The sequence below is a fragment of the Acidaminococcus sp. CAG:542 genome (genome assembly GCF_000437815.1).
Taxonomy (GTDB): domain Bacteria; phylum Bacillota; class Negativicutes; order Acidaminococcales; family Acidaminococcaceae; genus Acidaminococcus.
The window spans coordinates 12,775-39,105 of the sequence record NZ_FR902020.1 but is presented as its reverse complement, the minus strand read 5'-3'; the positions used below and the strand labels follow the sequence as shown (position 1 = coordinate 39,105).

General features: G+C 54.3%; 22 protein-coding genes and 1 tRNA gene. 7 read left to right on the top strand and 16 right to left on the bottom strand.

Translation table 11 applies throughout. The annotated features are described in order from the left end of the window. The 4 genes from QVO43_RS01115 to QVO43_RS01100 form a co-directional block, all read right to left on the bottom strand. A partial coding sequence (locus QVO43_RS01115) for a histidine ammonia-lyase (protein WP_288174267.1) occupies positions 1-1,153 on the bottom strand: 1,153 nt, incomplete at its 3' end. 71 nt (positions 1,154-1,224) lie between these two features. After that, on the bottom strand, positions 1,225-2,529 hold the full coding sequence (locus QVO43_RS01110) for a Na+/H+ antiporter family protein (RefSeq protein ID WP_022486783.1): 1,305 nt from the start codon (positions 2,527-2,529) through the stop codon (positions 1,225-1,227). Between the two features lie 252 nt (positions 2,530-2,781). Then, a complete protein-coding gene (locus QVO43_RS01105) occupies positions 2,782-4,311 on the bottom strand; it encodes an HAL/PAL/TAL family ammonia-lyase (protein ID WP_022486782.1) in 1,530 nt (509 codons plus the stop codon). Between the two features lie 4 nt (positions 4,312-4,315). Continuing rightward, a complete protein-coding gene (locus tag QVO43_RS01100) occupies positions 4,316-5,914 on the bottom strand; it encodes a BCCT family transporter (RefSeq protein WP_022486781.1) in 1,599 nt (532 codons plus the stop codon). A gap of 274 nt (positions 5,915-6,188) precedes the next feature. Between QVO43_RS01100 and QVO43_RS01095 the strand changes: the two genes are divergently transcribed. Next, positions 6,189-7,637 carry a sigma-54 interaction domain-containing protein gene (locus tag QVO43_RS01095; RefSeq protein WP_288174263.1) on the top strand — a complete coding sequence of 483 codons (1,449 nt, stop codon included), beginning with the start codon at positions 6,189-6,191 and terminating at the stop codon, positions 7,635-7,637. 84 nt (positions 7,638-7,721) lie between these two features. On the opposite strand, the gene QVO43_RS01090 is transcribed toward QVO43_RS01095, so the two are convergent. Genes QVO43_RS01090 through ftcD form a run of 3 tightly spaced genes read right to left on the bottom strand, consistent with a single transcriptional unit; the run spans position 7,722 to position 10,965 of the window. Further along, the gene (locus QVO43_RS01090) at positions 7,722-8,342 is read right to left on the bottom strand and encodes a cyclodeaminase/cyclohydrolase family protein (RefSeq protein ID WP_022486779.1); all 621 of its coding nucleotides are present in this window, start codon (positions 8,340-8,342) and stop codon (positions 7,722-7,724) included. A 19-nt stretch (positions 8,343-8,361) separates the two neighbouring features. Continuing rightward, positions 8,362-10,032 carry a formate--tetrahydrofolate ligase gene (locus QVO43_RS01085; RefSeq protein WP_022486778.1) on the bottom strand — a complete coding sequence of 557 codons (1,671 nt, stop codon included), beginning with the start codon at positions 10,030-10,032 and terminating at the stop codon, positions 8,362-8,364. A 27-nt stretch (positions 10,033-10,059) separates the two neighbouring features. After that, positions 10,060-10,965, bottom strand: a complete 906-nt coding sequence (ftcD, locus tag QVO43_RS01080) for a glutamate formimidoyltransferase (protein WP_022486777.1) — start codon at positions 10,963-10,965, stop codon at positions 10,060-10,062. A 199-nt stretch (positions 10,966-11,164) separates the two neighbouring features. On the opposite strand from ftcD, the gene QVO43_RS01075 reads away from it, so the two are divergent. Next, positions 11,165-11,728, top strand: a complete 564-nt coding sequence (locus tag QVO43_RS01075) for a HutD/Ves family protein (RefSeq protein WP_022486776.1) — start codon at positions 11,165-11,167, stop codon at positions 11,726-11,728. Positions 11,729-11,817: 89 nt separating this feature from the next. On the opposite strand, the gene glyA is transcribed toward QVO43_RS01075, so the two are convergent. Further along, positions 11,818-13,146, bottom strand: a complete 1,329-nt coding sequence (gene glyA / locus QVO43_RS01070) for a serine hydroxymethyltransferase (protein WP_022486775.1) — start codon at positions 13,144-13,146, stop codon at positions 11,818-11,820. 147 nt (positions 13,147-13,293) lie between these two features. Continuing rightward, positions 13,294-13,632, bottom strand: coding sequence for a DUF3870 domain-containing protein (locus tag QVO43_RS01065; RefSeq protein ID WP_022486774.1), 339 nt, complete (start codon positions 13,630-13,632; stop codon positions 13,294-13,296). A 349-nt stretch (positions 13,633-13,981) separates the two neighbouring features. Between QVO43_RS01065 and QVO43_RS01060 the strand changes: the two genes are divergently transcribed. The 3 genes from QVO43_RS01060 (at position 13,982) to QVO43_RS01050 (ending at position 18,065) form a co-directional block, all read left to right on the top strand. Further along, positions 13,982-14,872, top strand: a complete 891-nt coding sequence (locus tag QVO43_RS01060) for a bifunctional 5,10-methylenetetrahydrofolate dehydrogenase/5,10-methenyltetrahydrofolate cyclohydrolase (protein ID WP_022486773.1) — start codon at positions 13,982-13,984, stop codon at positions 14,870-14,872. Between the two features lie 58 nt (positions 14,873-14,930). After that, the gene (gene gltS / locus QVO43_RS01055) at positions 14,931-16,130 is read left to right on the top strand and encodes a sodium/glutamate symporter (RefSeq protein WP_022486772.1); all 1,200 of its coding nucleotides are present in this window, start codon (positions 14,931-14,933) and stop codon (positions 16,128-16,130) included. 264 nt (positions 16,131-16,394) lie between these two features. Continuing rightward, positions 16,395-18,065: an RNA-binding domain-containing protein gene (locus QVO43_RS01050; RefSeq protein WP_022486771.1), complete on the top strand. Its 1,671-nt coding sequence runs from the start codon at positions 16,395-16,397 to the stop codon at positions 18,063-18,065. A 173-nt stretch (positions 18,066-18,238) separates the two neighbouring features. Here the strand turns inward: QVO43_RS01050 and QVO43_RS01045 are convergent, their stop codons facing one another. From QVO43_RS01045 to obgE, 7 genes are all read right to left on the bottom strand, one after another. Then, complete coding sequence (locus QVO43_RS01045) at positions 18,239-18,406, bottom strand: hypothetical protein (protein WP_288174262.1); 168 nt, start codon at positions 18,404-18,406, stop codon at positions 18,239-18,241. After that, positions 18,399-19,613 (bottom strand): ABC transporter permease, encoded by a 1,215-nt coding sequence (locus QVO43_RS01040; RefSeq protein WP_022486770.1) that lies wholly within the window; start codon positions 19,611-19,613, stop codon positions 18,399-18,401. The genes QVO43_RS01045 and QVO43_RS01040 overlap by 8 nt, the downstream gene beginning before the upstream one ends. Continuing rightward, the gene (locus QVO43_RS01035; protein ID WP_022486769.1) at positions 19,606-20,304 is read right to left on the bottom strand and encodes an ABC transporter ATP-binding protein; all 699 of its coding nucleotides are present in this window, start codon (positions 20,302-20,304) and stop codon (positions 19,606-19,608) included. The genes QVO43_RS01040 and QVO43_RS01035 overlap by 8 nt, the downstream gene beginning before the upstream one ends. A 17-nt stretch (positions 20,305-20,321) precedes the next feature. Continuing rightward, positions 20,322-21,395: an efflux RND transporter periplasmic adaptor subunit gene (locus tag QVO43_RS01030; RefSeq protein WP_022486768.1), complete on the bottom strand. Its 1,074-nt coding sequence runs from the start codon at positions 21,393-21,395 to the stop codon at positions 20,322-20,324. Between the two features lie 186 nt (positions 21,396-21,581). Then, positions 21,582-22,838, bottom strand: coding sequence for a glutamate-5-semialdehyde dehydrogenase (locus tag QVO43_RS01025; RefSeq protein ID WP_022486767.1), 1,257 nt, complete (start codon positions 22,836-22,838; stop codon positions 21,582-21,584). Positions 22,839-22,853: 15 nt separating this feature from the next. Then, a complete protein-coding gene (gene proB / locus QVO43_RS01020; protein ID WP_154487599.1) occupies positions 22,854-23,978 on the bottom strand; it encodes a glutamate 5-kinase in 1,125 nt (374 codons plus the stop codon). A 56-nt stretch (positions 23,979-24,034) separates the two neighbouring features. Beyond that, positions 24,035-25,312 carry a GTPase ObgE gene (gene obgE / locus QVO43_RS01015; protein WP_022486765.1) on the bottom strand — a complete coding sequence of 426 codons (1,278 nt, stop codon included), beginning with the start codon at positions 25,310-25,312 and terminating at the stop codon, positions 24,035-24,037. A gap of 184 nt (positions 25,313-25,496) precedes the next feature. Between obgE and QVO43_RS01010 the strand changes: the two genes are divergently transcribed. Together QVO43_RS01010 and QVO43_RS01005 are read left to right on the top strand one after the other, a co-directional pair. After that, a tRNA-Arg gene (locus QVO43_RS01010) sits at positions 25,497-25,573 on the top strand. 200 nt (positions 25,574-25,773) lie between these two features. Further along, positions 25,774-26,301, top strand: coding sequence for a hypothetical protein (locus QVO43_RS01005; RefSeq protein WP_022486764.1), 528 nt, complete (start codon positions 25,774-25,776; stop codon positions 26,299-26,301). The last annotated feature ends 30 nt before the right edge of the window (positions 26,302-26,331 follow it).

The window sequence follows — 26,331 nt, the reverse complement described above, 5'->3', positions numbered from 1 at the left end:
CGGAGTTCAGACCGGAATGTTTCACCAGGAAGGACGGGAACCCGCTGAGGGAATTGTTGATCAGCCGTTCCAGACGCCGTTCGGAAACGTTGGCGATTTCGGAGATCCCGATGCCCAGGAAGTCGAAGGGCAGGGCCATGGGTTCGCCGTGGAAGTTCCCGCCGGAAATCACGTCACCATCCGGCAGGACGATGGGGTTGTCCGTAGCGGCGTTGATTTCGATGTCCACTTTGTCTTTTACAAAACCCAGAGCATCCTTGCTGGCCCCATGGATCTGGGGTACACAGCGCAGGCAGTAGGCATCCTGCACTTTCAGCTGGCCCTGATGGGTTACGTAGGTACTGCCGGACAGCAGGTTCCGCAGGTTGTAGGCGGTATCCAGCTGGCCTCTGTGAGGACGGATCACATGGAGCCGTTCATCAAAAGCATCGATGATGCCCCGCTGGGCTTCAATGGACAGGGCGGCGGCAATATCGCTCTGTTTCAGCAGGGACATGCCTTCCCACAGGGCGAACACGCCCATGGCGGTCAGGATGGGAGTGCCGTTGATCAGCGCCAGACCTTCCTTGGCTTCCAGATGGATAATGGGGATCCCGGCTCTTTCCATGGCTTCCTTGCCGGGCATTACCGTGCCCTGGTATTCCGCATCCCCCAGACCCAGCATGGGCAAGACCATATGGGCCAAAGGCGCCAGGTCACCGGAAGCCCCCAAGGAGCCTTTTTCCGGAATGTAGGGATGGACGCCCTTGTTGATCATATCCACCAGGGTCTGCAGGGTGGACAGCCGGATGCCGGAATACCCTTTCACCAGGGCGTTGGCCCGGATGGTCATGGCAGCCCGGGTCACTTCCCGGCTGAGAGGTTTGCCATAGCCGCAGGAATGGGTACGGATCAGGTTTTCCTGGAGCTGGGCACAGTCTTCTTTGGAAATATGGACCCGGCACAGGGACCCGAATCCGGTGGTGACCCCGTAAACCACACGGTCACTGTTCACAATGTCATCGATGAGAGCCCGGGAAGCCTTGATCCGGTCCACAGCATCCGGGTCGAAGGACAGTTTGGCATTATAGCGGCTGACGGCGATCAGCTGATCCAGCGTCAGGTCATTTCCGTTCAGGACAACTTCTTTGATGGCTTTTACGTCTTTCAGCATTTGAATATCCTCCTTAAAAAATCAGTTTTCTCTAGAAAGGGGCTGTTGGACAGCCCCTTGTTTTTGTTCAGTTAGCCCAGGATCATGGCGCCGATCACGCCGCCGATGAACAGGGTCACATCGAAGAAGATGAAGGTGGGTACACAGGTATCCCAGATGTGGTTGTGCTGCCCGTCCGCATTAAGCCCCGAAGTGGGCCCCAGGGTGGAGTCGGAAGCAGGAGATCCGGCATCGCCCAGTGCTGCGGCAATCCCGATCAGCAGGATGATGGAAGGAATGCCAAAGCCCAGTTTCAGGCCCATGGGGATGTAAATGGAAGCCACCACAGGGATGGTCCCGAAGGAAGTCCCGATACCCATGGTGATCAGGAGGCCCACAGCCAGCATCAGGATAGCCCCGCTGAGTTTGGTGTTAATGACGGCAGTGGTGGCCATGACCAGGGCTTCCACAGAGTGGGTTTCCCGGAGCACATTGGCGTAGCCGGCAGCCACCAGCATGACGAAGGCAATGAAGCCCATCATCTTTACGCCCCCATCCACCATCTCATCCATCTTGTTCCATTTGATGGCGCCGGTGGCCAGCATCACCAGAAGGCCGCACATGGCACCGATGGGCAGGGATTTGAAGTACAGCTGGGCCACGAAGGCTGCCACGGCACCGGCCAGGGCCTTCCAGCAGTCCGCGTTCATTTCGGTTTCTCCAGCCTTTTCGTCCTGGCCCATGATGGGCAGGTCCTTGTATTCCCGGTCACGGCTGTAGAAAATGGTGGAAAGGATCAGGCCCACCAGCATGGAGGCGCCGCCGATCCACATAACAGAGGAAATGTCACTGATGGAAACCTGCACGTTGTTGGCCACCATCTGATCCTTGATGATGGTCATGAACAGCAGCCCGAACCCAACAGGAAGGGAAACATACGGTGCTTTCAGCCCGAAGGTCAGTGCGCAGGCCACGGCTCTCCGGTCCAGTTTCATGTGGTTCATCACAACCAGCAGAGGGGGAATCAGGATAGGGATGAATGCGATGTGCACAGGGATCAGGTTCTGGGAGAAGCAGGCCACGAAAGCGATCAGGAATACGAAGGCCGCTTTTTTGGTGCCCACGACCTTGGTGATTTTCCGTGCTGCGATGTCTGCCACACCGGACCGTCCGATGGCGACTGCCAGGGTCCCCAGCAGGATGTAGCTCAGAGCCGTTTCTGAGTTGCCGCCCATCCCGCCGATGAGGATGCTCACCGTCTTGTCAATGGCCAGGCCGCCGGTAAATCCGGCCACAATGGCTGCCACCAGGATGGCAAACAGTACGTTCATCTTGAGCAGGCACAAGACGGACATGACAATTACGGAGACGACGATGGGGTTGGTTAAGATTTCCATACATTGATCACTCCTTTTCTATTCACTTTTCCGTTTGCGGGGATTCCTGCGCAATCCCCTTTGTCTTACGGATTTATTGTACTGTAAAAAAGTCAGAAGAATGTCAAATATTTTTCACTCGGGACACGATTTTGAATTTTCTTTTTATTGTATACAGTATACTTTGTCGTTTTTATTCCAGTATTGCACTAAAGCAGGGGACGTTTTATGGACAAAAAGAAGGTGCTGCAGGCAACGAGCAGCACCTTCTTTTTACACCAGCTTCTTCCCCATTCCTTCTTCCGCCCAACGAAGGATGCTTCCGTCGTGGATCTTTTTCTTCAGGAACTCGATATGGGGATACAGGTACATGTCCTCTTTCATTTCCGGCACTGTTTGGGCGATTTCCTCCAGCACCTGCCGGCTGGCGCTGCTCCGCCGGAGGCTTCCGTCCACAAAGGGCTGGACCTCGTAGACGGACAGCAGCTCAATGGCCAGGATGTATTCCAGTTTCTCCGCCACTTTCAGGGATTTCAGGGACGCATTGTATCCCATGGCCACATAATCTTCCTGGTTCCCGCAGGTAGGCGTGTTGTCAATCACCGCAGGAGTACACAGGATCCGCATCTGGTTCAGCAGCCCCGCCTGGGTGTACTGGGGAATCATCACCCCGGAATTGAGCCCCGGATTCTGGATCAGGAACCAGGGGTACCCGGACAGATTTCCGTCAATGAGCCGGTTGTTCCGCCGTTCGGACATTTTGGCCATCATGGTGGCCGCCATACAGGACGAATCCATGGCGATCCCCACATAGGCGGAATCCGCATTGCAGGCGGAGATTACGTCCTCGTTCCCGGGCTCCGGCCACAGGATGGGATTGTCGCAGCAGGCATTCATTTCGATTTCCAGGGTTCTCCTGGCATCTTCCAGGGTTTTCCGGGCCGCCCCGTGGAGCTGGGGGATGCACCGGAGAGACAGGGCATCCTGTACTCTTTTCCCCTGGGCAGCGGCAATCACCTGGGAATCCGCCAGCAGGTTCCGGACGTTTTCCGCCGCTTTGGCCTGGTCCGGATGGGGCCGGACGGCCATGACCCGGGGATCGAAGGCATTCATGACCCCCTGGAGGATCTCCAGGCTCATGGCCCCCACCACATCGGCGGTCCGGGCCGCCTGGAGCAGATCATAAAGACCGATGGCTCCCAGGGCCGTGGGAGACGTGGTGCCGGACACCAGGGCCAGCCCTTCCTTGGAAGCCAGGGTAAGGGGCTCCAGTCCCGCCTGTGCCAGGGCGTCCCGGCCTTCCAGCAGTTTCCCCTGATACCAAGCTTTTCCCCGTCCGGTGATCACCAGGGCCATGTGGGCCTCCGGGCTCAGGTATCCCACGCTGCCGTCTCCAGGAGCCCAGGGCGTCACTCCCCGGTTCAGGAACTGCCGGACCTGTTCCAGCACTTCCAGACGGACCCCGCTGTATCCCTGGCCCAGATTCTGGAGCATCATCAAAAGGGTTCCCCGGACCGCTTCTTCCGGCAGAGGTTCCCCTACGGACACGGAATGGGACAGGATGATGTTCTCCTGGAGCTGGGCAGTTTCTTCCCTGCTGATGGCTTTGGTGCACAGGGCCCCGAAACCGGTGGTGACCCCGTACATGACTTTTTCTTCTTCCACCCATTTTTCCACCAGGGCCCGGGACCGGTTCACCCGTTCACAATACCCGGGAGAAAATTCCACCGGAGCATGGAACCGGGCCACGGCCATAAAATCTTCCAGATTGATTTTCGGTCCAAGGATAATTGTCTCAGCCATGGTGTCACTTCCCTTCCGGTGTCTCGATCAGATCTTCACTGTCCACAATGTCCTTTTTGGTTTCTTTTTCCATAAAGAACACCTTCACTGCAGCTGCCACCTGAAGGATAAAGATGGCCAGCACCACAAAGCCGCCGCAGGCCGCCAGGAATTTCACCCCGTCGACTCCCTGTTCCCCGCCGCCGAAGGCCACCATGATGGCGGCAATGGCACCGATGGAGACCCCCCAGACCACTTTCTGCCAGAGAGCCGGTTCTTCATCATGGCTGGCTCCTTTGGTGCACAGAGCTGCAATGGTGGTGGACATGGTGTCCGCAGTAGTGGAGAAAGCGGCGATCAGGGTGATGATGATCACCGGGATCAGCACGCCCCCAAAAGGAATGGCCTGGAGGAAGGTCCAGATCCCGGATACCGCGCCCCCGGCCTTGATGGCCTGGACAATATCCACACGGCCGTCCATCTGCCACTGGAGGGCTGTGCCGCCCCAGACGGAGAACCACACCAGACCGAACACTGCCGGCAGGATCCAGTTGATCAGCAGGAACTGTTTGATGGTGCGCCCGTAAGCGATCATGGCAAAGAAAATCCCCATGAGGGGTGCATAGGCGATCCAGATGGCCCAGTCATACATGGTCCACCAGGTGACCAGAGCTTTCCCTTCCGCCAGGTAGGGATCCAGGGCCCAGGTCCAGAACCGGTCCAGCCAGTAGCCCATCCCCACATTGGTGATGTTCAGGATGTACACGGTGGGCCCGATGATGATTAAAAGGATCAGCAGGGCATAGAAGATCTTGGTGGTCAGGTTGGCCAGCCATTTGATCCCTTTGTCGATACCCATGACGGAGGCAACTGTAAAGGTGGCGGTGATGACGGCCGTCAGGATGAACCAGACCACCGGCCCCTGTTTGATTCCGTAGGCAGCCGTAAGCCCGGTGCCCACCAGAGCCAGCCCGGCACCCAGGGAAGCCGCCAGCCCCAGGGCGATGGCCAGCACCGACAGAGTGTCAATGGCTGCCCGCCAGAAGCCTTTGGTCACCCGTTCCCCGAAGAGAGGAGTCAGGGACGCGGCTACGGACAGTTCCTTCTTCCGGTTGTAATACATGTAGGCAATGATCACACCGCTTAGGGCATACATGGCATAAGGAATAAAAGTCCAGTTGTAGAAACACCGTGCCATGGCGAAGAAAGAGGCTTCCGGCGTAAAGGGAGCAATGCCCGTTTCCTTCAGTTCCCCGTAGATGCTGCCGTAATAGATCAACGGTTCATTGACCCCGTAGGTGATCAGCCCGGTGGCAATGCCTCCGGTCAGGGTCATGGCAAACCAGGCACCGAAGGAGAATTTGGCTTTGGCGTTGGGTCCGCCGAACCGGATCTTCCCCAGAGGAGAAAAGGCCAGTAGGGTGATCAGGATCAGGGTGCCCAGGGCCACCCACTGATACAGCCAGCCAAAGGTTTCCAGGGACCAGCCGAATATGGCCTGGGTCACCTTTGTCAGCCAGGCGTTGTTCACCACCCCCAGGATGGCGGCTCCGCCGATGATCAGGAAACAGGGGACGAAGACATCCCAGCGGATGCCCTTTTTGTCGGTTGTCTGCGCATTCATTGCAATCCCTCCCAGATTCTGCGGTTGTAGCTGCATTTGCTGATTTCTGTCTTTTTATTATGCAAATTGGATGCCAATTCCTCTGTTTTCCGGAAAAATCTCCTATGTATACTGCATACTTTTTCTTCTCACCCTGTTTTATTTCATTTACAACAAATTTCTGCCTTCCTGAAGCAGATTTCTCTTGCCTTTGCACTGGGAAACAGGCATAATGAAAAGAGAAATGCAAAATCATTCTGCATCTGCAAAATTTTTCTGCGCATAAAAGGAGGGCATGATGACATCTTATATCCATTTTCTGGAAAAAGCCCTGGACCTTTTGGATGAAGCAGTCTACATTTATTCTCCTCTGGGGAAAGCCATTTTCATGAACCGGAAGGCCCGGCAGATGATGGGTGTGCCGGAAAACAGTCCGTATCGGGGAGAAGCTCTGCTGTCCGTGGTCAATGTGACTTCAGAAGAAAGCACCACCCTGTCCTGCATCCGGGAACAGAAAGAGATCCGGAACCGGCTCTGCCGGTACAAAACCATGGACGGAAAGGAACACTACACCTTCAACACCGCCCATCCGGTCTTTGAGAACGGGACTTTGACAGCGGCCATCGACTTTGAAGAAGACGTGTTTCTCCTGGACAAACGGCGGCAGCTGCTGGAACAGCTCCAGAACCGGGCCCAGAACCTGGCCCTGGCTCAGGGACAGGAAAAGAAAAAGCGCAGCTATGACCTGGAGGATTTCATTGGAGAAGCTCCATCCGTACAGGAACTGAAAAAGACGGTCCGAAAGGTGGCTCCCCAGGACAGCAACATCATGATCTATGGAGAGACGGGCACCGGCAAGGAAATCCTGGCCCAAAGCATCCACCAGCTGAGCCGCCGGAAAGACAAGCCCCTAGTGGTGCTCAACTGTGCCGCCGTTCCCGAAAGCCTCATTGAAAGCATCCTGTTCGGTACCGTAGCCGGGGCCTATACCGGTTCCACCAACCGGAAAGGTCTGCTGGAAACCGCCCATGAAGGGACCCTGTTCCTGGACGAACTAAATTCCATGAGTCCGGCCATGCAGGCCAAGCTTCTCCGGGTACTCCAGGAAGGTGTTTTCCGCCGGGTGGGAGAGACCCGGGAACGGGAAGTGGATGTGCGGGTGATCTCTACCTGCAACAAGGACCCCTTCCAGCTGGTCCGGACCGGCCAGCTTCGGGAAGACCTGTTTTACCGGCTGGCCACCATGGTGCTCCAGATTCCCCCTCTCCGTGATCGAATCGATGATCTGGAAGCCCTGTGCCATTTCTACCTCCGCCGCTGCGCCAGCCGCTATGCCTATCCCCTTACCCATATTGCCCCCAAAGCCCTGTGGCAGCTGCAGCAGTACAGCTGGCCCGGAAATGTCCGGGAGCTGTTCCATGTACTGGACTATGCCATGAACCTGGCGGAAGGCAACGAGCTCACCGATGACCTGCTTCCAGACTTTATCCGTGCCCCCTGGACGGCCCCCTCCCTCAGGGAGACCAGCCGGAAGAGATCCGCCCTGCCCCGGTCCGGGCGCCAGGACCCGCCTCCGGATATGCCGGGCCGTACCCTGGCGGAAAAAATGGCCAGCTACGAAATGTACCTATTGGAGGAAACCCTCCACCGGAACCAAGGGAACATTACCCGCAGCGCCAAAGAGCTGGGTATCCAGCGTCAAAATCTCCAGTACCGGATTAGGAAATACGGGATCGAGGTGTAAAAAAAGGGTGTGGAAAGATCCACCCCCCCGGCCGCGGCCCGCGACCCAAAAGGGACTGTTGCCTGTGCAACAGTCCCTTTTTTCTTACAGCTTCACCTTGCCCAGCAGTGCCTGTTCTCTGGCATCCACATCGGCTTCGATTTCAGCCATTCTCTTTTTCAGATCTTCCACGAACAGAGCATCCTTGATGCTGCCCAGGTTGATCTTTACGTTCAGGAAGGCTCCCCGTACGGCAGCCCGTGCATTCATGGCCGCCACTGCCCCATCGGTGATGGCGTTCTGGTTGCCTTTGGTAATCACGGTTTCCGCCAGAGCAAACAGCTCGTTGGCTTTCTGGCCCACCTTGAAGGGCACCAGGGCTGCGCCCTTGGTGGCTTCCTGGATGGCCGCGCTCCGGGCTTTCTTGGCTTCGTCCGTATCCTTCGGCAGCTTGAAGGCTGCCATGATTTTATTGAAAGCGTTGCTGTCCTCATCAATGAGGGCCAGGAAATCATCTTTCAGGGCCGTGGCTTTGGCTGCCACATCCTTCATGTCCCCTTCCACAGCCGCATACTTTTCCTTGCCCAGGGTCAGGTTGGCCACCATGGCGATCAGGGCGGCGGAAGAAGAAGCGTTCAGGGCTGCAATGCTGCCCCCTCCGGGAGCCGGAGAAGACGAGGCCGTTTCATTGATGAATCCTTCCACTGTCAGTTTGCGTAATTCCATTGGATCCTTTCCTCCCTGCTCAGAACAGGCCGTAAATCTTGCCGTTGTTGTCGATGTCCATCTTCAGGGCCGCCGGTTTCTTGGGCAGGCCGGGCATTACCATGATGTTGCTGGTCTGGCAGACAATGAACCCTGCCCCGTTGGATACCCGCACATCCTGGACATTGATCTTGAACCCTTTGGGAGCGCCCAGGAGAGCCGGATTGTCACTGAGGGAATACTGGGTCTTGGCCACGCACACCGGCAGTTTGTCCAGTCCCCAGTCTTCCAGCTGTTTGATCTGTTTCTTGGCATTGGGGGTAAAGGTCACTCCGTCGCCGCCATAGATCTTGGTCACAATGGCCTTCAGCTTGTTGGGGATGGTATCGTTCACATCGTACAGTCCCACTTTTTCCGGAGCCTGTTCTTCCAGCATGGCCACCAGTTTGTTGGCCATGTCGATGCCGCCTTCGCCGCCTTTTTCCCAGCATTCGTTCAGGCTGACTTCCACTCCGTAGCTGGCGCATTTCTGGAGCAGCATGTCGATTTCCGCCGGAGTATCCGTGGCGAACTTGTTGATGGCCACCAGGACCGGCAGCCCGAAGGTCCGCATGTTTTCCACCTGTTTGGCCAGGTTGGAGAACCCGTCGCTGACAGCCTGGACATTTTCCTGGCTCAGATCAGCCTTGGCGACGCCCCCGTGCATCTTCAGAGCACGGATGGTGGCCACCAGCACCACGGCATCCGGATACAGGTTGCCGTAATGGCATTTGATGTCCATGAATTTTTCAGCACCCAGGTCAGCACCGAAGCCGGCTTCCGTAATGGCAATGTCGCCCAGTTTCAGGGCCATCTTGGTGGCCAGGAGGGAGTTGCACCCGTGGGCGATGTTGGCAAAAGGCCCCCCGTGGATAATGGCCGGAGTGTGTTCCAGGGTCTGGACCAGGTTCGGTTTGATGGCATCCTTCATGAGCATGGCCATGGCCCCTTCGCAGCCCAGCTGGTGTACATGGACCGGATTTCCGTCCAGGTCGCAGCCGATGACGATCCGGCCGAACCGGGCTTTCAGGTCTTCCAGGTCTTTGGCCAGGCACAGGATGGCCATGATTTCAGAAGCTACCGTAATGGTGAAGGCATCCTGACGGGGGAATCCGCAGACTTTGCCGCCCAGGCCCACCACCACGTTCCGCAGGGCACGGTCGTTCATGTCCATGACCCGGCGCCAGGTGATCTGACGGGCATCCAGCCGCAGTTCGTTGCCGTGATGGATGTGATTGTCGATCATGGCGGACAGCAGGTTGTTGGCTGCAGTAATGGCATGCATGTCTCCGGTGAAATGGAGGTTGATGTCATCCATGGGAACCACCTGGGCATAACCGCCGCCGGCAGCCCCGCCCTTGATCCCGAACACAGGTCCCAGGGACGGTTCACGAAGGGCCACCACAGCCTTTTTGCCCACCCGGTTCAGAGCCTGGGCCAGGCCGATGCTGGTGGTGGATTTCCCTTCCCCGGCAGGGGTAGGGGTAATGGCGGTGACCAGCACCAGTTTCCCGTTGGGTTTGTTTTCCAGACGTTTCAGCACATCCAGAGAAATCTTCGCTTTATAGTGACCGTACTGTTCCAGTTCTTCCGGCAGGATCCCCACTTTGTCAGCGATTTTGCTGATGGGTTCCATCACATTCTTTTGTGCAATCTCGATATCGCTCAGCATCGAATTTCCTCCTTGTGGACCGACTTGTTACTCTTCCAGTTCCAGCAGCCGTTTTTCCAGGATTTCATCCAGGTTGAAGTTTTCAATCTGCAGATAATATTCTGCAGCCATCAGCAGGGCCTTCATGGGAACAGTCCCGATGACTTCACTGCCCACCACGTTGACGCCGTACCGGCGGGCTTCCATCTTGATCATTTCAAAAGCCTGGTACACAGCGGATTTTTCGTAGTTCACCAGGTTCATGGAAACCTGTACCTGGTTCCGTTCTTCCAGTTTCACGCCCATGGCCTTTACATAGTGGAGACCGCCGCCGATGTTCCGGACTTTCCGGGCAATGGCATCGGCCACAGCCTTGTCGCTGCAGTCCAGGTTCACGTTGAAGGCCACCAGAGGCACCCGGGCGCCTACAGCGGAACAGCCGGATTTTTCGTTCATGACGGCAGGGCCGTAATCCGGTTTCCATTCCGGATCCTTGATCTTTTCAAAGAAGCCTTCGTACTGGCCTTTCCGTACTGCAGCCAGGTTCCGGCGGGCTTCCTTGGTGCAGGCATCTTCATACAGATACACAGGGATGCCCATTTCCCCATAAGCCTTGCCCACAGCATTGGCAATGGCCACGCATTCGTCCATGGTCACGCCCATCACCGGGGTGAAGGGAACCACGTCCACGGCACCGAACCGGGGATGAGCCCCATGGTGGGTCCGCATATCGATCAGCTGGATGGCAACTTTGGCCATGTTGATGGCTGCTTCCGTAACCGCTTCAGGAGAACCGATGATGGTGACGACAGAACGGTTGTGGTCAGCATCGCTGGAGTAATCCAGGATCTTCAGCCCTTTGATCTTGCGGGCTTCGTCAACGATCTTTTCAACCTTTTCCTTATCCCGGCCTTCACTGAAATTCGGAACAAATTCAACCAATTTTTTCGCCATAATGGCACCTCCATCAGACAGTTATAGTTTGGTAACAGCTGAAAGGCATCTTTATGCCCCTGTTTGCTATTATAGTATGAATTCTTCGCCTAAAAAACGTCTGAAATCAATTTTTTCCGATATTTTTATTTTTTGACACTTTCTGGACGTTCTTTCCCTAGGATGAAACTGGAAAAGACTCTTGCAATGAGGTGATACTATGGACATCCTGAAACTGTCCCGGGCCCAGGCGGTGACCACCCGCTGGTCCGGAGGCACCACCACGGAATTTTACATCGATCCCCCTGGCAGCGCCTATGCCCGACGGGATTTCGCCGTCCGGATCAGTTCCGCCACGGTGGATCTGGAAGCCTCGGATTTTACCCTGCTCCCTGATTACGACCGGATCATCCTGCCCCTGAAGGGTGGTTTTACCCTCACCTTCCCGGAAGACGGGAACCGGCAGGTGACCCTGGGGCCCCTGGAACAGGCTTCTTTTGACGGAGCCTGGCATACCCACTCCATGGGAAAAGCGGTGGATTTCAACGTGATGACCCGGAAAGGCCTGACGGCCCACTGCGAAAAGATCACTGGGAACAAGCCGCTCCAGCCCGCTCCCCGGCGTTTCGTCTACGTTCCCTTCTGGACGGAAGCCCAGCTGAAAGGCGCCACTCTGGACGGGAAGCCCCTAGAACCGGACACTCTCTATGTTCTTCCCCCGGAAGGGACCTGTGAGCTGGTCCTGCCGGAAGGGGTGGCCGTGTTGTATATTGTGGTGAAGTAAAAAGAGGTGCTGCCTGTGCAAAAACGCATACAGGCAGCACCTTCTTTTTGTCAGCGGTCATCGGCCGTTTATGCATCCTGACCTGATCCTTATTCAAAGGTTTCGTGACAGTACATGGCATCGAACTGGGCCCTGATTTTTTCCGGCATCCATTCACTGGAAAACATGGGATGGCTGACGGCCAGCTGACGGACTTCCTGCTTTACCTGTTCCAGCAACTCTTCATTGTCTTTGTTCTTCAACACCTTTCCCAGCAGCCGGCCGATTTCATACATCTCCTCTTCCTTTGCACCCCGGGTGGTCATGGTGGGAGAACCGATGCGCAGCCCACTGCCAAGACTGGGAGGCAGCGTATCATAGGGGATCATGTTCTTGTTGGTGATGATTCCCACGCTGGCCAGCAGTGTCTCCGCCAGCTGTCCATTGGCAATGACCGGCGTCACATCCAGCATGACCATGTGGGTATCCGTCCCGCCGGTAATCAGCCGCATCCCTTCATCCGCACAGCCTTTGGCCAGGGCCTTGGCATTTTTCACCACCTGATGGGCATAGGTCCGGAATTCCGGCTGCATCAGTTCCAAAAACAGCACGCCTCTGGCGGCCAGCATATCCCCTTTGGGCCCGCCCTGGATACGGGGAAAGACCCCTCTGTCGATTTTCTTCCCCAGAGCCTCTTTGCACAGGATCACTCCACAGCCCCGGGGCCCCCGGAGCGTTTTCTGGGTAGAGAATGTCACCACATCCGCATAGGGTACGGGACTGGGAATGGCACCGCCTGCAATGAGCCCGATATCGTGAGCACAGTCAACCCAGAAATAGGCCCCCACTTCGTCACAGATGGACCGGAATCCTGCATAGTCGATCATACGGGGATAAGAAGAAGCCCCGGTAACAATCAGTTTGGGATGATGTTCCAACGCCATCTGGCGAACCTGATCCATATCGATCCGTTCTGTTTCCCGGTTGACGCCATAATGAAGGGCATTGAACTCCCGCCCACTGTAATGGAATTTGGCTCCATGGCTTAAATGGCCTCCATTATCCAGAGTCAATCCCAAAAAAGTATCTCCTCTTTCCAGAAGACCGGTCAGTACAGCACAATTGGCAATCGTCGCATTGCCAGACTGGATATTGGCATGTTCTGCCCCAAAGACTTTTTTGACTCTTTCCAAGGCCAGCAGTTCCGCCTGATCCGCCAGTTCACAGCCTCCCACGAACCGTTTTCCCGGATACCCTTCCGTATTTTTGTTGGTGAATACGGATCCTTCCAGGCAGGTGGACAACGGAGATGCCACATTCTCAGAGGCGATCAGGCCAATGGTTTCGAACTGCCTTTTTTCTTCTCTATGCAGCAGACTGGCCATTTCAGGATCGAAAATATCCAGCAGTTTTACAGCATCTTGTTTTACAGGTTTCATTTCAGGACTCCTTTCCAGCATGAGAGGTTGAGAACACAAGAAAAAAGAAGAACAATACAGCTGAAATCCAACAGCTGCCTGTTCTTCCCCAAGACAGTACTGAGAGGTCATCCCAGTCCCATTAAAAAAGAATCTGCAGAAGAGTGCTTATTCCGCCTGTGGGTACACCAGCAGAAAATGATTCTGGGCATCCTTGAAGGCGGTAATAACGGCTTTTTGTGACAGTGCCAGGAACCGTTTCTTCAAGATCAACGTAACGGCTTCCCCATCTGTCAGCAGATTGCGCCCTATCAGGATGTCTTTCAGGAACTCCACCGTATCCTGCATCACCATATTGGCACTGGCATTGAGGATCATCCCGGTGTGTCCATCGATGATCAGGCTCAGGCTGAACGTACCATACATGGCATTGATGGCGTCTTCCCGGGTAACTTTGGCCACCCCGGTCACAAAGACCGAATCTTCCGGATAGATACATTCTCTCATAGCTCTGCCCTCTTTTCAGGTACAAAAAAAGCCGACAAAAAGAAAACTCTTTTGTCAGCCTCCCATATGTCGGTTCCAGAAGGTTATCCTGCAACCCATATACTCGACGATTTAGGTGAATCATAGCATGGTCCGGCTGTTCTGTCAAGAATATTTTGGAAAATCGATTTTTCAGAAAATACCACTTGCAGGATTCCTGTTTGCTGTGGTATAGTATAACAAATTTCAAACCCCTTATAGACAGGGTACTGAATCTCCTTCATTACCCTCTGTTTAAAAGGCCTGACCAACTGCACTGCAGCTGCCGTCAGGCTTTTTTATTTCCTGTCAGGCCAAGGAGGAATATCCAATGTCCAGATTACTGATTGGTAAAACCGTAAGCGCAGCCCTGCTGCCCTCTCTGCAGAACCAGGCTTCCCTGCTGAAAGAAAAAGGTGTGGAACCGGTCCTGGCCCTGATCCGGATTGGAAACCGGCTCAGTGATGTACGGTATCAGACCAGCATCCAGAAACGCTGCAGCAGCATCGGCATCACCTGCCGTCCCCAGATCCTTCCGGAAAACTGCCGACAGCAGGATCTGCTCCGTCTGATCCGCCAGGTCAATCAGGATATGTCCATTCACGGATGCCTGATTTTTCGTCCTTTCCCACCGGCTTTTGATGATGCTCTGATCCGGGCTTCTCTTGCCCCTGAAAAAGACGTGGACGGAATCACGGATGCATCTCTGGCCGGGCTTTTTACCGGAGCTCCCACCGGATATTCCCCCTGCACCGCCGCTGCCTGTATGGAAATCCTGGATCATTACGATATCCCTGTCAAAGGCAGGGATGTGGTGGTAATCGGATCCAGCCTGGTCATCGGCCGGCCTGTTGCCATGGAATTTCTGAAACGGGAAGCCACCGTCACCATCTGCCACATCCGGACAAAAGATGTGGGGAAGTACTGCCGGTCCGCTGACATCATCGTTTCCGCCGCCGGCTGCCGGAACCTGGTTACCGCCTCCATGGTCCGTCCAGGACAGACCCTCATCGATGTGGGCATCAACCCTGCAGAAAACGGGGGAATCTGCGGCGATGTGGATTTTTCCAACGTATCCCCTATTGTGGACGCCATCACCCCGGTTCCCGGCGGCGTCGGTTCCGTCACTACAGCCATACTGGCCCGGCATGTACTGGAAGCAGCTGAAAAAGCATCCAGACCGTTCCTGGTCCTTGGCCGCCCATCCCCTGAAAATGGATAAAAGAATGACGGCAGCAAAAAGACACTGTCCTTCCATCTCTTGAAAAGGAGGTATTACCATGACTATATCCCTGAATCTTTATCATACCATGGCTTTGGCCGTTATCGTATTCTATCTGGGATCCGTCCTGAAAAAGAGAATTGCATTTTTCCAGACATACTGTATTCCCAGTCCGGTAATCGGAGGAATTGTTTTTGCACTTCTCCAGTTTTCCCTTTTTGAACTCAACCTGCTGAATCTGACTCTGGACACCAGTCTTCAAAGTGTTTTCATGAATCTCTTTTTTACCAGTGTGGGGTTTTCCGCCAGCATTTCCATGGTTAAAAAAGGAGGTAAGACACTGATTGTCTTTATGGCGGTTGTAGCTGTTCTGATAGTTCTCCAGAATACGGCCGGTGCCCTGCTGTGTCACTTCTTCGGTCTTCCGCCTCTGCTGGGATTGGCATTGGGTTCTCTGCCCCTGACAGGAGGCCATGGAACTTCTGCTGCTTTCGCTCCTCTGCTGGAAGACATGGGCATCAGCAATGCTTTAACAGTTGCCATTGCTGCAGCCACCTATGGCCTGATTGCAGGAAATCTCATTGGCAATCCGGTTGCCAGAAAACGCATTGTTTCTCTTCACCTGACAACCAGTTCTTCAGGTTTCAAGAACGAAGAAGCCAAAGCAGAACTGGAGAAAAACACGCATTTTCGACAAACGCTGGATCCAGAACGAGGGACCTGGGCCCTTGCTCTTTTATTCCTGGCCTCTGGAGCAGGCACCTTTATCACGTACTTTTTCAACCAGATCCACCTGACCATGGCCTCTTATGTAGGCTCCATGATTATCGGGATCCTGATCCGCAATATCAGTGACAGCCAGGGGCAGAATATTCCCGTCCCGGAAATCAGCACCATAGGTTCCATCTGTCTGAATTTTTTCCTGGCCCTGGCCATGATGGGGCTGAAACTCCAACAGCTGGCAGGGCTGGCTCTGCCCATGCTGGTGATTCTCCTGATCCAGACAGGCATTTGTGCCGCATTCTGTTATTTTATCACCTTTTCCTGCTGCGGACGGGATTATGATGCAGCTGTCCTGTCCTCCGGCCACTGCGGATTTGGTATGGGGGCCACCCCCAATGCCATGGCCAATATGGATTCCCTGACAAAGGTCTATGGTCCTTCGGAAAAGGCTTATCTGATCATTCCCATCTGCGGAGGATTTTTTACGGATATCGTAAACTCGCTGATCATCACCCTGTTCATGAATCTGCTGTAAGACAGATGTCCTCTCTTTTCGCCTTTGTATCCGTCAAACTTGCGGGCCGCCCGGCGTGCGGCCCCTACGGGTTCAGGATTACAACATTCCAATAATTTCCATTTTATTTCTTTAATTCAATTTCAATTCAATTCAACTCATTTTTTGAGTTGATATCATTGATTCAATTCATTTATTGAGTTAAAATGAATTGAATCCCTTTTGATATTTGTTTAATGAGTTGAATTAAGTTGAATTCTTTTATTGAAACAGGCAGGTGTTACGATGCAGACAGACAATTTACCAAAAAAAGAATCACTGTCTATTGAATTTAAGAGCGACCGGGGGAATAGCGGAAAAGGGTATCCTGTCAATGATTTGATCGATGAAATCGTTGGAATGACCAATACGGAAGGCGGCACTCTTTATCTGGGTATAGAGGATGATGGCCGTATCACCGGAATCATATCTGCTCATCAGGATCCGATCAGATTGGCAGCTTTAATTGCCAACAAGACCCGCCCCTCTCTTTCTGTCCGTACCGAAGTGATTTATGCACAAAATTTACCCATTATGGCAATCCATATTCCCAAAAGCTATTCTATTGTTGCTTCTGCTTCTGGTAAAATTTTAAAAAGAAGATTGAAAATCGATGGAACCCCGGAAGTCATTCCCATGTATCCTTATGAGATCTATACTCGGCTCTCTGATTTGCGGAAGCTTGACTTTTCAGCACAGCCCATTAAGGACGGATCCCTGGAAGACTTGGATCCAAATCAACTTATCAGGTTACGGGAAACCATCCAGAACCAGAATGGGGAGCAGTCTTTACTCACCTTAACTGATGAAGAACTGGCACAGGCCTTGCAGTTTACAGCACGCGTAGGAGAAAAGGTCTATCCAACATTAACTGGTCTGCTCTTGATCGGTAAAGAAAACAGTTTACGAAAACTTGTTCCAACGGCAAAAGCGGATTTTCAAGTACTCCAAGGAACCAACGTCGTTATCAACGAATCTTACTGTAAACCAATTATCGAATTGGTTGAATTATTCTCCGAATATATGAAGCCCTGGAATCCGGAAAAGGAATTTGACTATGGCCTTTTTAGAATACCCATTCCAGAATTTTCTAAGCCAGCTTTTCGTGAAGGTTTAATCAACGCATTCGCGCATCGGGATTATTCTGTACTGGGATCAGTCCATGTGCAACTGACAGATGAAGGATTAACTATAAGCAGTCCGGGAGGATTCATTGATGGTATTTCTTTGGATAATTTATTGACGGCTGAACCTTATGGGCGGAACCCCACCTTATCAGATGCCTTAAAAAGAATTGGTCTGGCTGAAAGGACGGGACGCGGTATAGATCGTATTTTTGAAGGTTCCATTACTTTTGGCCGACCTTGGCCAGATTATTCTGCATCCACTACAAAAAATGTGGTTCTCTTCATTCCACGTGCCAAAGCCGATCTGCCTTTTATCCGAATGGTCATGGATGAGCAAAAAAGTATCGGACATCCTCTTTCCATCAATACGTTACTGGTACTTTCAGCTCTTTACAGTGAACGGAAAATGAGCAGCAAAGATTTATCTGAAAAGACCCATATCCAACTTTCCAGACTTAAACCAATGATGGAAATGTTGATTGAACGCGGTTTGGTGGAAGAAATAGGCAGAGGACATAACCGCATGTTTATGTTGGGATGCAGCCCTTACACAAAGACAGGCAAAGCAAAAGAATATACCAGACAGCGCGGCATTGATTCAGTCCGCTTCCCAGAAATGGTTCTGACCCTTGCAAAACGTCAGAATGGCAGCATCACAAAAAACGATGTAGTAGAGTTGCTGCATATTACGAAAACTCAAGCTTATACCATTCTACAAACATTATGTAAAGAAAAGAAATTGAAGATTATTGGAAAAGGGAGATATTCGTATTATAAAATCGTACAGTAGGGGAAAACACAAAAGTTCAGAACCGCCCTACAGCTTTTTTCCAATAGAATCAATGTGCCTATTCAAAAAATCTGCCTGCAGATTTTATCATCCGGCCGTTGACCGTTAACCGTTTGCCGCTGACAAAAAAGCCTGCTGCCCGTGTGGAAGACATCCACGGACAGCAAGCTTTTTTATTCTCCTATTTTCTCCACCACCCACATAAGTCCTGCCACAATTATCAGGAACAGGACCAGGGCCCGGCCCCGGTCTTTGATGTCGAAACGGGTCTTGGGACGGCGGAGGAATGCTTGGAACCCTCTCCATTTCTGCCGGAGGGTGGGCTTGGGTGCCTTATTCATAGCGCAAGGCGTCGATGGGATCCAGGAGGGCTGCCTTCTTGGCCGGATAGAGGCCGAAAAACAGGCCGATGCCCACGGAGAACACCACAGAAATAATGGTGGCTGCAATGGAAATCACAATGGGCCAGCCAATGATCTTGGCAGCAATCACCGAAATCACCGTCCCCAGGATCATGCCAGTGGTGCCCCCGGTGACCCCGATTACCATGGATTCCACCAGGAACTGGAGCAGGATATCGTGATAGGTGGCCCCCAGGGCTTTTCGGATGCCGATTTCCCGGGTCCGTTCCGTAACGGACACCAGCATGATGTTCATGATACCGATGCCCCCCACCAGGAGGCTGATTCCGGCCACAATGGCCAGCAGCAGGGTAATGGACCCAGTGGTCTCCTGGGCGGTCTTGATGATTTCCGTCAGATCCCGGACGGAAAAGTCGTCATCCATTCCCGTCTTGATCTTGTGCCGGGTCCGGAGGAGCGTCACCACATCGGACTGGACCTGGGACACTGTGTTTTCATTTTCACACTGGATGGTGATGTTCCGGATATAGGTGAGCCCCATGAGCCGCTGCATGGCTGTGGTCAGGGGAACGAACACAATGTCATCCTGGTCCTGTCCCATAGCCGACTGTCCCTTGGAAGCCAGCACCCCGATCACCGTAAAGGGAGCCTTGTTGATCCGCATGATCTGCCCCACAGCATTCCCGTCCGGGAACAGGGTATCCGCCACGGTCTTCCCGATGACGCACACCCGTTCCCGTCCGTTCATATCCCGCTGGCTGTACATCCGGCCCTGATCGATGGAATAGTTCCGGATGGACAGGATGTTGGGTGTGACACCCTGGACCTGGGAGGTCCAGTTCTGGTTCCCGGCCACCAGCTGATAGCTGGCCTGCACCCCCGGGGCCACATACTTGATGCCGTCCACGTTCTTTTCGATGGCCTTGGCATCCTCGTAGGTCAGTTTGGCCCCGCTGCCGCTGGCGATCCGCTGGCCATTGGCCGTCCGGCCGCCGCTCATAACGATCAGCAGGTTGCTGCCCATGCTGGTGATGTTTTCCTTGACCTTCTGCTGCATCCCCAGTCCCAGAGATACCATGGCGATGACGGCGCCCACCCCGATGATGATCCCCAGCATAGTCAGGAAGGTCCGGATCTTGTTGGCCAGCATCCCTTCAAAGGCCATTTTCACACATTCTCTAAACAACCACCTGACCTCCTCCCTCTTTCTCTTCCGTCAGCCGGCCGTCCCGCATCACCAGGATCCGCTGGGTCATGGCCGCCAGTTCCGGTTCGTGAGTAACCATGATCACTGTTTTCCCCTCCTGGTTCAGCTTCTCGAAGATGTCGATGATCTCCAGGGTGGATTTGGTGTCCAGGTTCCCGGTGGGTTCGTCGGCCATGATGATGGCCGGATTGTTGATGAGGGCCCGGGCAATGGCCACCCGCTGCCGCTGGCCCCCGGACATTTCGTTGGGTTTGTGATACATCCGGGACCCCAGCCCCACATTGGTCAGGGCCTGTTCCGCCCTTTTGGTCCGCTCTTCCAGGTTCACCCCGGCGTAAATCAGGGGCAGGGCCACATTTTCCACCGCCGTCAGCCGGTTCAGCAGGTTGAAGCTCTGGAACACGAATCCAATCCGCCGGTTCCGGGTCCGGGCCAGTTCATCGTCAGTGTAGTTGGCGATGTTCTTTCCCTCCAGATAATATTCCCCGGAAGTAGGCCGGTCCAGACAGCCCAGGATGTTCATCATGGTGGATTTTCCGCTGCCGGAAGGCCCCACAATGGAAGTGAATTTGCCCTGTTCGAAATCCACTGTTACATGGTTCAGGGCATAGACGATGGCATCCCCCATCTGATAGCTTTTTACAATGTCTTTCAGTTCAATGACGTTCATGGCTGTCCTCCCGTCTCTTAGATCGGAGGCCCCATCCGTCTGTTGTTGGTGCCGCCGGTGGCCTTGGTGGTCTTCACAACCAGTTCATCCCCAGGCTGGAGATCCCCCTGGACCGCCACCCGGTCTTCCCCGGTAAGCAGCACCTTCACCGGCACCTTCCGGCTGGTGTTGGTGGCCTTGTCATAGACCAGCACATACTTTTCCCCATTCTCCGTATGGAGGCACTTGTTGGAAACAGTCAGGGCATCCTGGATTTCATCCACGATCACATTGGCCCGGGCGGTCATGGTGGGCAGCAGCTTCCCTTCCGAATTTTCCACATCCACATAGCAGGTGTAGTAGTTTACGTTGTTGGTGGTGGTGGCGCTGCGGCCGATCAGGCTGATGGTTCCCTTGAAGATTTCATTGGGATAGGCGTCCACGGTGAACTCCACGGTCTGCCCCTGTTTGATCTGGCCGATATCCGATTCATCCACCATCAGGTAGATCTGCATTTTGTCCAGGTTGGCCACACTCATCAGTACCTGAGGCGTGGAAATACCGGAGGATACGGTCTGCCCCACAGGAGTGGGTTTACCGATCACATACCCGTCAATGGGAGTGCTGATCACCGTATCATTCACATTGGACGTAGCCTGTTCATATTCTGCTTTGGCCACCCGATAATTGGCTTCTGCCGTATCGAATACGCTTTGGGCAATGGCCCCCTGTTCCAGCAGGGCCTGGTCCCGTTCGTAGGTGGCCTGTTTGTCCGCCAGAGCAGCCCGCTTCATTTCCTGGGTGGCCTTCAAAGAGGTATCATCCAGTTTCACCAGAGCCTGGCCCGCGGTCACATGCTGATTTTCCGTTACATAGACCTGGACGATACGCCCGGTGATCTTGGAGTTGATATCCACATTGTCCAGGGCTTTCAGAGCCCCGGTGGCGGAAATGGTCTTCCGCAGATCCCCCCGCTGCACCGCATCGGTCCGGGTGGCCGCCACAGCCTCCTGGGTCTTTTTGACCTGGTAGTACTTGTAGCCGCCGGCCCCGCCGGCAACCAGGACTGCCAGGACAATCAGCAGCACTTTATGCTTCTGCACGATGTTCACGCTGTTTTCCCTCCATCATCTTCCCGTTTTACAGGAAAAAACACGGATGTACAGAGAATGGCTCTCCATACATCCGCTCCCTCATTCTCTTATGGATACTGCTATTGTATAAAAGATTTATGAATCTCCCATGAACAGTCTATAAACAACTCAGAAATTCTTACTGTCCATGCATGGTCGTTCCGGTCATTTCCGGACCTGGCCATTGCCGTTGACCAGATATTTGGTGGTGGTCAGTTCCGGCAGACCCATGGGCCCTCTGGCATGGAGTTTCTGGGTGCTGATGCCGATTTCCGCCCCGAAGCCGAATTCGAACCCGTCAGTGAACCGGGTGGAGGCGTTCACATACACCGCTGCCGCATCCACCAGCTGCTGGAACTTCCGGGCATTTTCATAGTTGTCCGTCACGATGGCTTCCGAATGGCCGGTGCCGTACCGGCGGATGTGGGCCACGGCCTCTTCCAGGCTGTCCACCACCTTCACGGAAAGCCGCAGATCACCGTATTCCGTGGCCCAGTCCTCTTCCGAGGCCGGCTGCACATCCCCGCTGTAGCCCTGGGTCCGGGCATCCCCCAGGATGGTCACATGGGCCTTTTTGTAAGCCTCCAGCATGGCCGGCAGGAAAGCGTCCGCAATGTCCTTGTGGACCAGCAGGGTTTCCATGGCATTGCAGGTGGAAGGCCGGTTCACCTTGGCGTTCATGGCGATTTCCACCGCCATGGGCACGTTGGCATAGGCATCCACATAGGTGTGGCACACCCCGGCGCCAGTTTCGATCACCGGCACAGAGGCGTTGTGGACCACGTTCTTGATCAGTCCGGCCCCGCCCCGGGGAATCACCACATCCACCAGGCCTTCCAGATGGATCAGTTCATCCACCGCAGCCCGGTCCGGCACATTGACGAACTGGACCGATCCCTGGGGCAGTCCCGCCTTTTCCCCGTAGACAATCAGCACATCGCTGACGGCCTTGTTGGAATGGAGGGCTTCCCTGCCCCCCTTCAGGATCACAGCATTGCCGCTTTTCACGCACAGGGCAATGGCGTCGGCGGTCACATTGGGCCGGGCTTCATAGATGATCCCGATGACCCCCAGAGGCACGGAAATCTTGGTGATGGTCAGTCCGTTGGCCAGATTGGCCCCGCTGAGGATCCGCCCCACCGGATCCGGCAGCCCGGCCACCTGCCGGATGCCTTTGGCCATCTGGACCAGCCGGTCATGGGTCAGCAGCAGCCGGTCCAGGAGAGAGTCCCGGAGCCCGGATTTCCGGCCTTCTTCCATATCCACGGCATTGGCTTCCAGGATGGCCTTTTCTTCCGCCAAGAGCCCGTCCGCCATACTTTCCAGGATCGCATTCTTTACCCGGGTATTCAGGATGCCCAGTTCCAGCGAAGCCTTTTTGGCGGCTTCTCCCTGAGTCCGCACCATTCCCACTTCATACATGGTTTCCGCCCCCTCTTACAATACCACCAGGTTGTCCCGGTGGATGACTTCATCATAATGTTTGTAGCCGATCTTTTCTTCGATCTGGCTGGTCTTGCAGCCTTTGATCAGATTCAGGTCTTCCGCGTTGTAGTTGGTCATGCCCCGGGCCAGTTCATGGCCTTCCTGATCCCGGACACTCACCGTGTCCCCGCTGTCGAAGCTGCCTTCCACAGCGGTAATGCCCACCGGCAGGATGCTGCAGCTCCCCTTTTGACGCAGGGCTTTGGCCAGCCCCTCATCCACAATGATCTTTCCGCTGATCTTGGACCCGAAAGCCAGCCACTGGTTCCGGAACCGGAGATGGTTTTCCCGAGGGACGAACAGAGTCCCCACTGGTTCTCCTCTCATGATCCGACGAAGGATTTCCAGATCCTCTCCGTTGGCAATGATCAGGGCAATGCCGGCGCTCATGGCATTCTTGGCCGCCTGGAGCTTGGTGAGCATGCCGCCGGTGGCATTCTTGGATCCGGCTCCTCCGGCAGTGGCTTCGATTTCCGGCGTCACTTCCTCCACCACAGAAACCAGTTTGGCCTCAGGATGAGTCTTGGGATTGGCGGTATAGAGTCCGTCAATGTCCGACAGCAGGATGTCCAGATCCGCATCCGCCAGGCTGGCCACCAGGGCGGACAGGTTGTCGTTGTCCCCGATCTTGAATTCATCGATGGCCACCACGTCGTTTTCGTTGATGATGGGAATCACCCCCCAGGAAATCATCTCCTGGAGCGCATTCCGGGCATTGGCATAGCTGTGCCGGTTCACCATGTCCGACTTGGTCAGCAGTACCTGAGCCACCACCTGGCCGTATTCCCCGAAAAGCCGTTCGTAAATATGCATCAGGATGCCCTGGCCCACAGCGGCACAGGCCTGTTTCCCGGGAATGGTGGAAGGCTTGGCGTCCAGGCCCATCCGGCCCACCCCGGCTGCTCCGGCCCCGGAAGACACCAGGATCATTTCTTTCCCCTGGTTCTGGAGGTCCGTCATGATCCGGGCCAGTTTCTCGATTTTTTCATAGTTGATCTTGCCGTTGGGATAAGTAATGGTACTGGTCCCGACTTTCACCACCACACGTTTGACTTCTGCCATCTTGGCGCGATCCATGGAATCAACCCCTTTGTGCATACAGACAGAACCTGCTTTTCAGGCTCCGCTTCCCCTTACTGCTCTTCGTAATCGAAGACCATGTCTCCGATTTTCACCGACTGGCCTTCCTGGATGCCCTTTTCCTTCAGGGCCTTTTCAATCCCCAGTCTCCGCCAGATCAGCTGGAACCGGTACACCGCTTCCTCGTTGTCGAAATTGGTCATGGCCACCAGCCGTTCGATGTTCTTCCCTTTCACTTCGAAATCCGCATCTTCCGTATCCCGCAGGATGGTAAAGGAATCCGGATCCGCTTCTTCCACTTTGCCGATGTCGATGACTTCCTCTTCCGCCGGAGCCTTCTGGAGCATCTCATAGGCCTTCCACATGATTTCCCGAAGCCCCTGACCGGTGGCGGCAGAGGCTTTCATAATGGGATACCCCTGGGCCGTCACATAGGCTTCCAGCTTTTTGAAGTTCTCTTCCGCATCGGGCAGGTCCATTTTGTTGGCCACCACCAGCATGGGCCGTTTGGCCAGCTTTTCGCTGTAGAGGACCAGCTCTTCATTGATCTTCTTGAAATCCTCCACCGGATCCCGGCCTTCGCAGCCGCTTACATCCACTACATGGAGGATCACCCGGGTCCGTTCGATATGCCGGAGGAAGTCATGGCCAAGGCCCACACCCTGGGACGCCCCTTCAATGAGCCCCGGCAGGTCCGCCAGTACGAAGCTGGTTTCCGCATCCAGCCGGACCACTCCCAGCACGGGGGTCAGGGTGGTGAAGTGATAGGCCGCCACTTCCGGACGGGCAGCGGATACCCGGGCCACAATGGAGGATTTCCCCACGCTGGGATACCCGACCATCCCCACATCCGCCAGCATCTTCAGTTCCAGCCGGAGCCAGCCCTTGGTCCCCGGTTCGCCTTTTTCCGCAAAAGTGACCCCCTGCTTGGTGCTGGTCACATAGCAGGCATTCCCTTTGCCGCCCCGGCCGCCCCGGGCAGCCACAAACTGGTCTCCCGGATGGGCCAGATCCGCCAGGGCCACCCCGGTGGCATCGTCATAGACCACGGTCCCCAGAGGCACTTTCACTTCCACATTGGGTGCCTTGGCCCCGGTGCAGTTCTTGGCCGCCCCGTTGCCGCCCCGCTGGGCCACGAACTTCCGCTTGTAGCGGAAATCCACCAGGGTATTCAGATCCTTGTCCGCCACCAGCACCACGGAACCGCCCCGGCCTCCGTTGCCTCCGTCCGGGCCCCCGCAGGCCACATATTTCTCTCTCCGGAAACTGGAAGCACCGTCGCCACCGGATCCGGCTTCCACATAAATTCTTGCTTTATCCGTAAACAGCATGTTACACCTTTGCCTTTCTTTCTGTAAAAACAGTAATTGATTAATATCTTATTATATAATATCAGGGCAGAAATGCCTAGAGGGTCCCGGCTTTCCTCCCGGATATCTCCGATTTTCTTCCGTTTTTTCAAAAACACCTTGACAGATTTTCCCCTTTCCCGTATAATAATGACTGTTCGGTAATGACTCCGTAGCTCAGCTGGATAGAGCGTTTGGCTACGAACCAAAAGGTCGAGTGTTCGAATCACTCCGGGGCCACCAATTGAATGTACAGGAAGCTGTTGCAAATGCAACAGCTTCTTTTTTTGTGCCGTACCATTTTATACAAAAACTGTAACTTTTTCAGCCGCTTTCTGATTTTTCTTGCATATTTTTAGAAAAATGCTATGATAAAGCCAAGAAAGGAAATCCAACCAAAGACAGGGAAGGTTGGAAGTTCCGAAAGACAGGAGGGGTTTCCAATGGGCCTAGATAAAAAGATCGCGAAAGCAATCGTTGCCGGATTGGTTGTTGCTTCCTCTTTTGGTACGGTTGTTCCCGCAATGGCTGCACCAGCCGTAAAAGATACCATTGCCAGCAAACAGGCTGCGATTGATGCTGCAGCGAAGGTCGTACCGCCTGAAGCGGTGCTGACAAGTGCGAAGACGGATGATGCAAAGTTTGATCTGGAGTATCTGGTTCCCGATACCCTGCAGCGGTACGAAATCGTTGTGGACCGGGCCACCAGCAAGGTACGGAGTGCCGTCATCAAGACGAGCAACTATCCTGGATCCGTTACGGTGAACAAAACGGAAGCTGATGTGAAAGGAACCATATTGGCAGACTATCCGGATGCCAAGAATATTGTGGTCACGAAATATACAGACGATAAAAGCGGTACACCGTTTGTGATTTACAAAGCCACTTTCGAAACTGCAACCTTTACCGGGACTGCTCTTTTGAACCCGGCAACTGCGTTGATCGGTTATCAGGAATTGAAATTCAAGTAAGCCAATTGGCTTTTGGGGTGAGTCCAAAAT

Excerpts from the sequence above, each read along its gene's own strand:
- QVO43_RS01110 (WP_022486783.1), bottom strand. The coding sequence starts at position 2,529 with ATGGAAATCTTAACCAACCCCATCGTCGTCTCCGTAATTGTCATGTCC.
- QVO43_RS01105 (WP_022486782.1), bottom strand. The coding sequence starts at position 4,311 with ATGGCTGAGACAATTATCCTTGGACCGAAAATCAATCTGGAAGATTTT.
- QVO43_RS01100 (WP_022486781.1), bottom strand. The coding sequence starts at position 5,914 with ATGAATGCGCAGACAACCGACAAAAAGGGCATCCGCTGGGATGTCTTC.
- QVO43_RS01095 (WP_288174263.1), top strand. The coding sequence starts at position 6,189 with ATGATGACATCTTATATCCATTTTCTGGAAAAAGCCCTGGACCTTTTG.
- QVO43_RS01090 (WP_022486779.1), bottom strand. The coding sequence starts at position 8,342 with ATGGAATTACGCAAACTGACAGTGGAAGGATTCATCAATGAAACGGCC.
- QVO43_RS01085 (WP_022486778.1), bottom strand. The coding sequence starts at position 10,032 with ATGCTGAGCGATATCGAGATTGCACAAAAGAATGTGATGGAACCCATC.
- ftcD (WP_022486777.1), bottom strand. The coding sequence starts at position 10,965 with ATGGCGAAAAAATTGGTTGAATTTGTTCCGAATTTCAGTGAAGGCCGG.
- QVO43_RS01075 (WP_022486776.1), top strand. The coding sequence starts at position 11,165 with ATGGACATCCTGAAACTGTCCCGGGCCCAGGCGGTGACCACCCGCTGG.
- glyA (WP_022486775.1), bottom strand. The coding sequence starts at position 13,146 with ATGAAACCTGTAAAACAAGATGCTGTAAAACTGCTGGATATTTTCGAT.
- QVO43_RS01065 (WP_022486774.1), bottom strand. The coding sequence starts at position 13,632 with ATGAGAGAATGTATCTATCCGGAAGATTCGGTCTTTGTGACCGGGGTG.
- QVO43_RS01060 (WP_022486773.1), top strand. The coding sequence starts at position 13,982 with ATGTCCAGATTACTGATTGGTAAAACCGTAAGCGCAGCCCTGCTGCCC.
- gltS (WP_022486772.1), top strand. The coding sequence starts at position 14,931 with ATGACTATATCCCTGAATCTTTATCATACCATGGCTTTGGCCGTTATC.
- QVO43_RS01050 (WP_022486771.1), top strand. The coding sequence starts at position 16,395 with ATGCAGACAGACAATTTACCAAAAAAAGAATCACTGTCTATTGAATTT.
- QVO43_RS01045 (WP_288174262.1), bottom strand. The coding sequence starts at position 18,406 with ATGAATAAGGCACCCAAGCCCACCCTCCGGCAGAAATGGAGAGGGTTC.
- QVO43_RS01035 (WP_022486769.1), bottom strand. The coding sequence starts at position 20,304 with ATGAACGTCATTGAACTGAAAGACATTGTAAAAAGCTATCAGATGGGG.
- QVO43_RS01025 (WP_022486767.1), bottom strand. The coding sequence starts at position 22,838 with ATGTATGAAGTGGGAATGGTGCGGACTCAGGGAGAAGCCGCCAAAAAG.
- proB (WP_154487599.1), bottom strand. The coding sequence starts at position 23,978 with ATGGATCGCGCCAAGATGGCAGAAGTCAAACGTGTGGTGGTGAAAGTC.
- obgE (WP_022486765.1), bottom strand. The coding sequence starts at position 25,312 with ATGCTGTTTACGGATAAAGCAAGAATTTATGTGGAAGCCGGATCCGGT.
- QVO43_RS01005 (WP_022486764.1), top strand. The coding sequence starts at position 25,774 with ATGGGCCTAGATAAAAAGATCGCGAAAGCAATCGTTGCCGGATTGGTT.